Source organism: Patescibacteria group bacterium (assembly GCA_018897295.1).
GTDB lineage: Bacteria > Patescibacteriota > Minisyncoccia > RBG-13-40-8-A > RBG-13-40-8-A > JAHILA01.
The window spans coordinates 1-11,324 of record JAHILA010000010.1 but is presented as its reverse complement, the minus strand read 5'-3'; the positions used below and the strand labels follow the sequence as shown (position 1 = coordinate 11,324).

The following is an 11,324-nucleotide window of genomic DNA, read 5'->3' as shown; positions in this document are numbered from 1 at the left end:
TATGCCCCGTAGTGAATTTTTGACTGATGCGGGGCCCCGTAGTGAAATTTCAACATTGCGGGAAAAAGAGCTTCGCTCAGTTGAAATTCTACTACAGGGCGGGGCATCATAATAATTTTAATTAGTCAAAAATCTACTACGGGGTATGGCAATAATTTTGGTTTTTTGGAAATGGTATTATGGCGAGGCAATGAAAAATGTTTTAAATGCTTGGAGGAATTTTATTATTTTTGCTCTGAATTATTTTTCTATTCCTTTGCTTTTAAAAACATTATTCGCGCCATGGAAAAGAGATATTACCCGTAAGCCGAGGGGATTGGATATTAAAAAATTTCTTGATTATCTGGCCTTTAACCTAATTTCCCGCGGATTGGGATTTCTGGTGAGATTGGTTACAATTTTAGTTGGTATTGTATTTTTAATTTTAGTAGCTGTTGCTGGAGCAATATTTTTCGCGTTCTGGCTAGTTTTGCCCCTAATTCTACTGGGGCTTTTAATTTTTGCAATATGTTTGATTTAGAAAAAGGAAATTTAATGTATCGGGCGATCCAGCTGGAAAGAGTTTTCCCGTTGAAAATTATAAAAATCCTGAATATTATTTTTATTCTTCTCGCTTTGATTTTCCTTGCGGGATTTTTAAAGTCAGGATTTTTAGAATTGTCTTCGCAGCAAAGTTTTGCCATATTTATAATTCTTATCTGTTTTTTTGTCATTTCTTCGATTTACTTGGCGTTTGTTGATGCCTTGCGCCAGAATTTTTTAATAAAATCGTCCTTGGCCGACCGGCTTTCAGCGGAAAAAGTAAAAGATGTTAATCTGGCGCAATATTTGGATTTCCGCGTAGCCAGGGCAATTGTCAGAGCGTTGAAATTTTGTCAGAAGAAAAAGAGGGGATTAAATACTTTTGCGGTTGTGTATTATTTTTGGGAAGACGCCAAAGGTAAATATATTTTTAATAATCTTGGTCTGGATCGGGATTTATTCAGGGAAAAATTAAAAATAGAAATTAAACAAACAATTGAGCCAGGCGATGATGAGCAAAAATTCATGTCAATTTTGAAAAATGCTGCTGTCTTGGCTATTTCCAGCTTCCATAGAACTATTGAAGCAAGGGATTTCTTGGTTGCTGCTGCCGAAGGAAACGATAATTTCAGAAATATTTTATCTGCTTCAGAAATGACTTTTGAGGATGTTGACCACATGGCAATCTGGGAAGATTATACTGAACACGAAATATTAAAAAGAAAACAATTTTGGCTCTTGGAGAATTTATTGCGCAGAAGGGGGGTGGGCAAGCGCTGGGCAGCCGGCTATACCGTCAACCTGGATCATTATAGCGTTGAGGTCACTGAAATTATCAAAAAAGAAGATTTATCAATTAATCTAATCGGTCATAAAAAAGAAATTTATGCCATTGAAAGAATTCTCTCCCGAAGCGGAGAAAACAATGTTTTGCTTATTGGCGAGCCGTGTTCAGGCCGTTCAACTATTGCTTACGGTTTTGCCAAGAAAGTTGTTGAAGGAAGAAGTTTTCAGAATTTAAATGATAAGCGAGTATTAGAACTGGATATGCAGGCAGTATTGGCAGGGCTAAACAGTTCCGGCGATATTCTGGAAAGATTAAGAATAATATTTACCGAAGCAATAAGCGCCGGCAACATTATTTTGATTATTGACGAGATTCATAATTATTTGGGCTCTGAAAAAGGTCCGGGCGCTGTTGATATTACTTCAGTCCTGTTGCCGTATCTGAATTCGCCGAATTTTCAGATTATCGGATTAACAACTATTGATGGCTGGCATAAATACATTGAAAACAATACCTCGGTCAAAAATTTGTTCGTTAAGGTAGAGATGAGCCAACCGACTTCAAAACAGACAATTTTTATTCTTGAGGATATGCTGCCTGGACTGGAAAGAAAATACAATATTTTTGTAAGTTATCGGATTTTGCGGGACATTATCAAACTGACAGACCGTTATATGGCAGATAAGCCGTTTCCTGCCAAAGCTGTAGATATTTTAACTGAGGTTTTGGTTTATACGAAACAAAAAAGAGAAAAGGCAGTTTTGCCGGAGTATGTAAATAAAATTATTTCAGAGCGTGTCGAAATACCAATAGGCGCAATCCATGAGGATGAAAAGAAAAAACTTCTGCATCTTGAAGAAAGAATTCATGAAAGAATTGTTGACCAGGAAGAAGCAGTGAAAGTTATTTCCCAGGCAATGAGAAGGGCAAGAGTGGGAATGAAATCAAAGAAAAGGCCGATTGGCAGTTTCTTATTTCTTGGACCGACCGGAGTCGGCAAGACCGAAACTTCAAAAGCTCTGGCTGAAGCGTATTTTGGTTCAGACAGTAAAATGATTAGATTTGATATGTCTGAATATCAGGAAATTTCTACTATTAATAGATTAATCGGGTCTGAAGGAAAAAGCGAGCCAGGACTTTTGACTAATGCGGTGAATGATGACCCGTTTTCCTTAATTCTTTTGGATGAAATTGAAAAAGCCCACCCCAATATTTTGAATCTTTTTCTTCAGGTTTTGGACGAGGGCTGGCTGACTAATGCTTTTGGCAAGAGAGTGAATTTTGCTGAATCAATTATTATCGGCACTTCTAATGCTGGCTCAGAATTAATTAGGCAGTGCGTAAAGCAAGGAAGGAACTTAGCGTCTTTTAAAGAAGATTTAGTTGATTATCTAATGAAGGAGAAAATTTTCAGAGCAGAATTTTTAAATCGTTTTGATGCAGTAGTGGTATTCAAGCCATTATCACACGATGATTTAATTAAGATTGCAGTTTTAATGATGAACGATTTGTCTAAGCGATTAATGGAAGGAACGGGAGTGCGTTTAATAGTGAATTCGGATTTAGTAGAAAAAATTGTGAAATTGGGATATAAACCTGAATTCGGAGCTAGACCAATGAGAAGAGTAATTCAGGATGAAGTTGAAAGCAGGGTGGCGAAAATAATTCTTGAACAGAATTTGAAGCGTGGGGACTTTGTGGAAATAAATGCAAATGAAATAAAAGAGCCAATGTGAACAAACTGTGGACAATTTTTTCCTAAATAGTTTTTAAATTAGCTTTTTGAAGCTAATTTTTAGTTTCTAGGGGGTTTACCCCGAGTGGTAATCGAGGGGTTGACAAGGGTAATTAAGTGGAATAAGATTTAAATAGAGTGTTAGATTGTGGATAAAAGTGTTAATAACTAAAACTAATAGGGGATAAGCCCCGCATTGATACGGGGTAAATAAATTATGTTAATTGGCGAATACGTACACACAATAGATGATAAAAAAAGATTAGCCATACCTTCTAAGCTAAGGAAGGAGCTTGGTACTAAAGCAGTTATTACCAGAGGACTGGATAACTGTCTTTTTGTTTTTCCGTCAAAAGAATGGCAGAAACTAGCAGATAAATTAAGTAATTTGCCGATTAGTCAAAAAGACCCCAGAGGTTTTAGTAGGTTGATGCTTGCAGGAGCAAGCGAAGTTGATTTAGATACTTTGGGTAGAGTTCTTGTCCCTGATTATTTAAAAAAATACGCCCAATTAAAAAAGAACGTGGTAATCGCCGGAATTTATAATCGTTTGGAAATTTGGGATCAAGCCAGATGGAACCTGTTTAAGAGCCAGAGTGAAAAGGAAGTTGATAACATTGCCGAACGATTGGGCGAACTGGGCGTTTAACGTCATATGCACAAGCCAGTCCTTTTAAAGGAATCAATTGAATACTTAAACCCCCAGCCAGGACAGAATTTTATAGATTGCACAGTTGGAGAAGCTGGACATAGTTCGGCAATCTTAGAAAAAACAAAGCCCGACGGAAAAGTTTTAGGAATAGATATTGATTACGAATCACTGAAAAGAATCAAAGCCGTAGAAGGACTTGTGCTGACAAGAGGGAATTTCAAAGATTTAAAAAGAATTGCCGAAGAAAATAATTTTAATAAAATAGATGGAATCTTATTTGACCTTGGTCTGTCAAGCTGGCAGATAGAGGAAAGCGGGAAAGGATTTACATTTAAAAAGGACGAACCCCTGACAATGATTTTAAACGGTGGCCAAGTAGTCACTGCTCAGGAAATAATCAATACATGGCCAGAAGAAAGTTTATTGGAGATTTTTAAAAAATATGGAGAAGAACGATTTGCCAGAAAGATTGTACAGAAGATTGTCCGACAAAGAGGGTTGAGTCCAATTAAAACAACATTACAACTATTTGAGATAATTAAAAAAAGTATTCCGTATTCCAAAACAAGAAGAGGTAACATTACCCGTGTAGCAGCAAGAATCTTTCAGGCATTGAGAATTGTGGTTAATGATGAATTGGAAAATCTGAAAAAAGGATTAGAACAAGCGCTTCAAATTTTAAGCAAGGAGGGTAGAATCGTAGTGATTTCTTTTCACTCATTAGAAGACGGAGTTGTCAAAAGGTTCTTTAAAGAAAAAGAAAAGCAAGGTAGATTGCGGATTTTAACTAAAAAGCCAATTACTGCTGGAAAGGCAGAAAACGAAGTTAATCCTCGTAGCCGCAGCGCAAAACTGCGAGCAGCGATGAGTATATGACTGTAGCAAATTTAGTCCATTCAAATATTGTCCGTTCCAGATACTCTGTTTACAAAACAGAATCTTTTCAAACCAGAAAAACCAGAAAATGCACGGCTGGTGTTTTGATTTTTACTGTTTTTCTTGCTAGTTTCTTATATGTTTTTGCAACGAATAATATTGCTGTAAAGGGATACAAAATAAGAAGTTTACAAAAACAGACAAATGAATTGGATACAACAAACAAAAGTCTTCAAGTTGAAGTTTCTAATTTAAAATCAATTAATGTTTTAGAGGCGATGAGCGAAGGTTTAGAGATGGTCAAGGCACAGAAGATTGAATATGTATCCTTGCCTAAAGCCAGCGCAATGAAGTAAAACAAGTATGAAAAATTGGCGTTTTTATATATTGGTTTTTGTAATTTTTTTTTGTTTCTCAGTTGTGATTTTTCGCTTATTCACGCTTCAAATTTTAAAACACAGTTCTTACGAAGCCAAAGCAATTGGACAGCAACAAACATTCCAGACAGTTTATCCCAAGCGTGGAGAAATTCTTCTACAGGATGAATATTTAGTTGCGATAAACAAAGATTTTTATAAAGTATACGCTGTGCCTAAAGATATTTTAGAGAAAGAGGAGACTGCAGAATTGTTATCTCCTCTTTTAGGAATTGATGCAGAAAAAATAAAAGAAAGAATATACAAGGATAACGATCCATATGAACCATTAAAGAGCAAACTTGATGAAGATACAATCCAAAAGATAGAAGATTTAAATTTAGAGGGGATATATCTTGAAACCGAACCGAAAAGATATTTTCCTTCAAATGAATTAGCTTGCCATCTGCTTGGCTTTGTGCGTCAGAATGAAGGTGAGGAGGACAAAGGTCAATACGGGGTTGAGGAAGCTTATGAAAAATATCTATCCGGAAAAACAGGACTGGCAAGATTCGGCAAAGACAGCAAGGGTCAGTTAATTACTATCAATAAAGAAATAATCCAAAAAGCAGAAGACGGCGCTGATTTGGTTTTGACCGTTGACCCTAATATCCAATTCTTTGCGGAACAGAAATTAAAGGAATATATTGATAAATTCCACTCAACCGGCGGTACAATAATCGTAATGGATGTTAAAACCGGAGCAATTAAGGCAATGGCTAACTGGCCGAAATTCAATCCGAATGAATACGGTAGCGTGAAAAACATAAGCGTTTTTGCCAATTCAGCTATTCATGATTTATACGAGCCGGGGTCTGTTTTTAAGGCGATTACCATGGCGGGTGCGCTTGACAAGGGAGTTGTTAATCCTCAAACTACTTATGACGATAAAGGAAAAATAGAAATCAGCGGGCATGTGATAGAAAATGCCTTACAAAAAGGGGAGGGGATCCAGACCATGACTCAGGTTTTGGAAAAATCCCTAAATACCGGTGCAGTTTTTGTCCAGCAGAAATTGGGCAAAGCGGCTTTTAAGGAATATGTCGAGAAATTCGGTTTTGCGGACAAAACAGGTATAGATTTAAACGGGGAAGTCAATGGAAATATTTCAAATCTGAAAACAAACAGGGATTTGGAATTTGCTACTGCTTCTTTTGGTCAGGGGATTGCCATTACTCCGCTTCAGCTTGTTGTTGCTTTTGGCGCGATTGCCAACGATGGAGTATTGATGAAGCCCTATGTGGTTGATAAAATTATTAAAAAGGATAAAGAGGAAACAATTAAACCGCAGGAAGTAAGAAGAGTAATTTCATCAGAAGCAACTTCGCGTTTGACTGCAATATTGGTAAGTGTGGTGGAAAACGGCCATACACAGAGAGCCGGGGTTGATGGATATTCAATTGCTGCCAAGACCGGAACAGCACAGATTCCTGAAAAAGGAGGATATTCCGAGGAAACAATTCATACTGTGGCTGGATTTTTTCCGGCTTTTGAAGCTAGATTTTCAATGATAGTTAAACTAGACAAGCCGATTGGCGCGCGCTTTGCCGAGAGTACAGCAGCCCCGTTGTTCGGCGAAATAACAAAATATATTTTGAATTATTACGGAATTCCGCCGAGTGAATAATATGAGAAAAATTTTACAGAAAATATTAAAAATATTGGCTAAAATTGCGCTTAATAAATATAAGCCAGTGGTTATTGCTATTACTGGCAGTGTTGGAAAGACCTCAACAAAGGAGGCAATTTATTCTGTTTTAAAAAGCCATTTTGGAGAAAAAAGAGTAAGGCGCAATTACAGGAATTATAATAACGAGTTTGGCGTGCCTCTGACGATTTTTAATCTGGAAACTGCCGGCAGGTCAATTTTTCTCTGGATCCCGAAATTTATAAAGATGTTCTGGATGATTATTTTCAGAGTTGATTATCCTGATTTTTTGATCTTAGAAATGGGAGCTGATAAACCAGGGGATATAAAATATTTATTGGATTTTGTACATCATAAAGTCGGTGTAATAACTGCAGTTGGTGAAATTCCTGTGCATGTTGAATTTTTTGAAAGTCCGGAAAAAGTTGCTGAAGAGAAAAGAACTCTGTTGAAAATGTTGGATAAAGAGGGGATTGCGGTTTTAAATTATGATGATGAAAGAGTAAGAAAGATGCTAGGAAATATAAATATTAAAACAATGACCTATGGTTTGGATGAAAAAGCTGATGTTAAAGCGACAAACTACGAATTAAAGATTATTAATCAGGGCAAAAATATCAGCGAGTTAAATTTTAAATTGGATTTTAAAGGAAGTAGTGTTCCGGCAAAATTGATAAATGTTTTGGGCTATCAGCATTTATACTCGGCCTTGGCAGCTGCAGCAGTGGGAATTATTTTCAATGTGAACCTGATTGAAATTTCCGAAGCATTGAAACAGATTGAACCAATACCAGGAAGAATGCGATTATTGAGAGGCATTAAAAATACTTTGATTGTTGATGATTCTTATAATGCAGCCTTGCTTTCAATGGAAGCTGGATTGGATTCTTTGAGAATTTTTCAGAACCCGCCTATTGGCGAGGCAGGTAGACGAAAGATAGTAGTTCTTGGCGATATGTTGGAAATTGGCAGATATTCGCCCGAAGCGCATACAAGAGTCGGTAAAAAAGCAGCAGAAGTTGCTGATTTGATTTTTGCTGTTGGCAACCGTGCTGGTTTTGTTGTTGAGGGCGCAATAAACGCTGGTTTTGACAGCAATAAAATTTTCCAGTTTCCGAATTCTGAACAAGCAAAAATGGCAGTGCAAAAAGAATTGAAAGAAAATGATATAATTTTAATAAAGGGCTCGCGGTCAATGGAAATGGAGAAGGTGATTGAAGAAATAGTGAAAATTTGATATAATCTAAAAAGGACTTGATTTTTGTTTTTTGATTCATTATTATAATAATATATGCGAAAGATTCCTTTAGAATTTAAATTGACCATTTCTTTTATTAAAGAAGGTAATAGAGTTGTGGCTTATAGTCCAGCTCTCGATTTATCGACCTCTGGCAAAAATCATTCTGATGCCCGAAAAAGATTTGAAGAAATTGTAAGTATATTCTTTGAAGAATTAATTAAAAATGGCACTGCCGAAGAGGCGTTGGGTAATTTAGGGTGGAAGAAGACTCCTACAACATGGAATCCGCCGATAGTAATTTCTCAAGAATCTCAGACTATACGAGTGCCAGCTATATAATTTATGGCACACCTGGTTCCGATTCATTGGAAAAAATTCGAAAAGTTCATCTTATTTGTTGGTTGCTATTTCGTCAGAGAAAAAGGTGATCACAGAATTTATTGGCGCAAAGATTTAAAAAGGCCGGTAGTTATTCCTCGTGATACAGAATTACCGGTTTTTATTATTAGAAATAATTTAAGAATTCTTAATATCGGCCCTGAAGAATATATCGAAATACTAACAAGAGTTTAAGTCGGCCCCATCGTCTAACGGTTTAGGACACTGCCTTCTCAAGGCAGTAATATGGGTTCGAATCCCGTTGGGGCTATTCTCAAATTGAACATTAAACAAGGAGGTATATAATGATGACCATGGGTTCACAAGTATTGGAAAAAGGAATTGTAATTTCAAAAGAGGGAAAGGTAAGGGAATTCAATTCATTTGCCAGCATTCTGGAAGGGGAATTATTCCTTAAATTTACGCCTGATGGGGTAAAAACTGAATTCAAAATTGGCGGGCAGGTTGTGGTATGCGAAAAGGGAGTATCTTTGTCAAAAACAGCGCAGCAAGCAAAAATGGAGGCAGTTCTAATTCATTTTTACTATACTATACTGCCGCCCATGGACAAGAAAAATCCCAGGGATTGGTGATTGGTCAGCAAGAAGTGGGAACAAGCGTTCCCACTTTATTTTTATTCTTCTTGACCTTTCTTTTTGTTTTGTTTATACTGTAAATATCAAGCCAAATCTATAAAAAGGAGGTAAACATCTTTAAAAAATAAATAAACCTTGGCTTGGGGTTTATTTAAATCTAAAATCTGACAAGGAGGTCTCATGAAAAAAAGGAAGATTTTTCTGACGGTTCTAATTTGTGTTTTTGCCCTGGTGATGACCAGCGCAACAGGCATCGCAGCAAAGGACAACTGCGTTTCCATTCAAGACAACGTCCTGGTTTATAAGACCACACACTATCTGGCCGGCCAGCCACTGCAAACGGGCTTTGATATCTTTGGCTACAACTATCAATCCCATTTGTTCAACGGCTATTATGTCAACGTCTATCTCGGAGGATACGGTTTTCCGCCTTACGAGGGCGATGCCGATGCGTATCTTGCCGAGAATCCCGGTGTTACTTCTGTGTGGTGTTGGCCTTACCGCGACGACATTTTGACGATGAAATGGAACGATGCCTGGCTTTCCAACAAGGATTGCGATAACGACGGCCTTTTAGACCGGCATTACGGATTTCCGTCCTATATCGGTTCCGGCGCCTGGGAAACCAACCACCAATTTGGCACATACGACCTTGAGGGCAAGGAGTGCTACTGGAATTATTTCTGTAAAATTGTGGCAGTTCCTGCTGATGCGACCAATGTCAACGGAATCTGGTACACCATTGATGGCAAAGAAATCGGACCGGTCATCTGGGGAGAATTTGCCATTATCCAGGAGGTTTACAACGACCTCTGTGGAGGATTTCACGGTCTTCTCTATAAATCCCCGGCACGAGCCGGCCTCGGCAATTGGTGATTTGATATTTGTTCTTTCAATGCGGGTTCGCAACAGCGAACCCGCTTTTTTTTATTTAAAATTATGTAAACCCTTGACACACGGATTATTATAATTTAAACTGGAAGTAGACATATTTGGGTACTTCTGGGTTATAGATTACAAAATTCATGAAAAAAGACAACATTTTAGAAATAATGAAATCAAAAAATACGGTCTTCACATCTAAAGACATTGCTTTAATTTGGAAAGAATCTAACCCTATTGCCTTAAAGAAAAAAATACATCGCTATATTAAAGCGGGAAAAATCTATTCTATTAGAAGGGGCCTTTATGTTAAAGATAAAAATTATAATAAATTTGAATTGGCAACAAAAATATTTACTCCTTCGTATATAAGTTTTGAGACCGTGCTGGCTAAGGCGGGATTTATATTCCAATTTTATGGACAGATATTTATTACTTCTTATCTTTCAAGAGAAATTGTCGTTGATGGTCAAACCTATATTTTTAAAAAAATAAAGGACTCAATACTTACCAATAAAACTGGAATAGAAATAAATGAAAATTATTATATTGCTTCGCCCGAAAGAGCGTTTTTAGATATTCTTTATTTACATAAAGATTACTATTTTGACAATCTTTTATCTTTAAATTGGGATAAAGTTTATAAAATTCTTTTGATATACGGAGGTAATAAACGATTGGAGAAAAAAGTTAAAGAGCATTATGACGGACATTACAAAACATAAAAATATAATGATTAAAATTTTGAAAGATATTTATACGGACAATACTCTTGGGCCCGTTTTAGGTTTTAAGGGTGGGACAGCCGCCTTGTTGTTTTATGGTTTAGATCGTTTCTCGGTTGATTTAGATTTTGATTTGTTGGACGAAACAAAAGAAGATTATGTTTTTAAACAAATTAAAAAAATATTAGAAAATTACGGCACAATAAAAGAGGCCCGGAAAAAAAGATTTAATCTTTTTTATTTACTTTCTTATACTGAAAAGACGCAGGGTGAACAAAATATTAAGATTGAGGTAAATCGCCGAAATTTTGATTCAAAATATGAAGTGACAAATTATTACGGTATCTCAATGTTGGTGATGACTAAAGAAGATATGTTCGCACATAAAATGGTGGCGATGTATGAACGAATTGAAAAAACAAGCCGTGATGTTTTTGATGTTTGGTATTTTTTACAAAATGATTGGCCAATAAATAAACAAATTGTGGAAAATCGCACAAAAATATCTTATAAAGAATTTTTAAGCAACAGTATTAAGGCATTAGAAAAACTTGATAACAAAAATATTCTTGCTGGTATGGGGGAATTACTGGATAAAAAACAAAAAATTTGGGCAAAAACTAATCTTAAAAAAGATGTTTTGTTTTTATTAAGAATGCGGTTAGAAGAATAGAACTAATTCCGAGCGGGTTCGCAGCTGCGAACCCACTTTATTTTTATTCTATCTATGCATAAGGTCATTAACATATTGCACTCTATGAGGCCTAAGTAGATTTAGGATTTCATGGAGTTTTTTAATCATATTCATTGTAAGTATACGGGTATCAAAGGATTTGTAGATTTATACAATTATGCTTTAAGATATCG

The 11,324-nt window shown here is 36.4% G+C and carries 13 protein-coding genes and 1 tRNA gene; all 14 read left to right on the top strand.

Features of this window, described 5'->3' with window-relative positions; all coding sequences use genetic code 11:
* Positions 1-145 precede the first annotated feature (145 nt).
* The 14 genes from KKI21_01635 to KKI21_01570 all read left to right on the top strand — a co-directional run bounded on the left by KKI21_01635 (position 146) and on the right by KKI21_01570 (position 11,130).
* On the top strand, positions 146-520 hold the full coding sequence (locus KKI21_01635; GenBank protein ID MBU4284905.1) for a hypothetical protein: 375 nt from the start codon (positions 146-148) through the stop codon (positions 518-520).
* Positions 508-3,045 (top strand): ATP-dependent Clp protease ATP-binding subunit, encoded by a 2,538-nt coding sequence (locus KKI21_01630; GenBank protein MBU4284904.1) that lies wholly within the window; start codon positions 508-510, stop codon positions 3,043-3,045. The genes KKI21_01635 and KKI21_01630 overlap by 13 nt, the downstream gene beginning before the upstream one ends.
* Positions 3,046-3,261: 216 nt before the next feature.
* Positions 3,262-3,693, top strand: a complete 432-nt coding sequence (gene mraZ, locus KKI21_01625) for a division/cell wall cluster transcriptional repressor MraZ (GenBank protein ID MBU4284903.1) — start codon at positions 3,262-3,264, stop codon at positions 3,691-3,693.
* A gap of 6 nt (positions 3,694-3,699) precedes the next feature.
* Positions 3,700-4,572 (top strand): 16S rRNA (cytosine(1402)-N(4))-methyltransferase RsmH, encoded by an 873-nt coding sequence (gene rsmH / locus KKI21_01620; GenBank protein MBU4284902.1) that lies wholly within the window; start codon positions 3,700-3,702, stop codon positions 4,570-4,572.
* Complete coding sequence (locus tag KKI21_01615; GenBank protein ID MBU4284901.1) at positions 4,569-4,928, top strand: hypothetical protein; 360 nt, start codon at positions 4,569-4,571, stop codon at positions 4,926-4,928. Before rsmH ends, KKI21_01615 begins: the two co-directional genes overlap by 4 nt.
* Before the next feature lie 7 nt (positions 4,929-4,935).
* Entirely contained in the window at positions 4,936-6,615 is a 1,680-nt protein-coding gene (locus KKI21_01610) for a penicillin-binding protein 2 (GenBank protein MBU4284900.1), read from the top strand.
* Between the two features lies 1 nt (position 6,616).
* Positions 6,617-7,873 carry a hypothetical protein gene (locus tag KKI21_01605; protein ID MBU4284899.1) on the top strand — a complete coding sequence of 419 codons (1,257 nt, stop codon included), beginning with the start codon at positions 6,617-6,619 and terminating at the stop codon, positions 7,871-7,873.
* A gap of 54 nt (positions 7,874-7,927) precedes the next feature.
* Entirely contained in the window at positions 7,928-8,215 is a 288-nt protein-coding gene (locus KKI21_01600) for a hypothetical protein (protein MBU4284898.1), read from the top strand.
* 3 nt (positions 8,216-8,218) lie between these two features.
* Positions 8,219-8,449: a type II toxin-antitoxin system HicA family toxin gene (locus KKI21_01595; protein ID MBU4284897.1), complete on the top strand. Its 231-nt coding sequence runs from the start codon at positions 8,219-8,221 to the stop codon at positions 8,447-8,449.
* Positions 8,450-8,452: 3 nt separating this feature from the next.
* Positions 8,453-8,525, top strand: a tRNA-Glu gene (locus KKI21_01590).
* Between the two features lie 43 nt (positions 8,526-8,568).
* Positions 8,569-8,847, top strand: a complete 279-nt coding sequence (locus tag KKI21_01585) for a hypothetical protein (GenBank protein ID MBU4284896.1) — start codon at positions 8,569-8,571, stop codon at positions 8,845-8,847.
* Positions 8,848-9,030: 183 nt separating this feature from the next.
* On the top strand, positions 9,031-9,726 hold the full coding sequence (locus tag KKI21_01580) for a hypothetical protein (GenBank protein ID MBU4284895.1): 696 nt from the start codon (positions 9,031-9,033) through the stop codon (positions 9,724-9,726).
* Positions 9,727-9,875: 149 nt separating this feature from the next.
* Complete coding sequence (locus KKI21_01575) at positions 9,876-10,457, top strand: hypothetical protein (protein MBU4284894.1); 582 nt, start codon at positions 9,876-9,878, stop codon at positions 10,455-10,457.
* Positions 10,435-11,130: a nucleotidyl transferase AbiEii/AbiGii toxin family protein gene (locus tag KKI21_01570; protein ID MBU4284893.1), complete on the top strand. Its 696-nt coding sequence runs from the start codon at positions 10,435-10,437 to the stop codon at positions 11,128-11,130. The genes KKI21_01575 and KKI21_01570 overlap by 23 nt, the downstream gene beginning before the upstream one ends.
* The last annotated feature ends 194 nt before the right edge of the window (positions 11,131-11,324 follow it).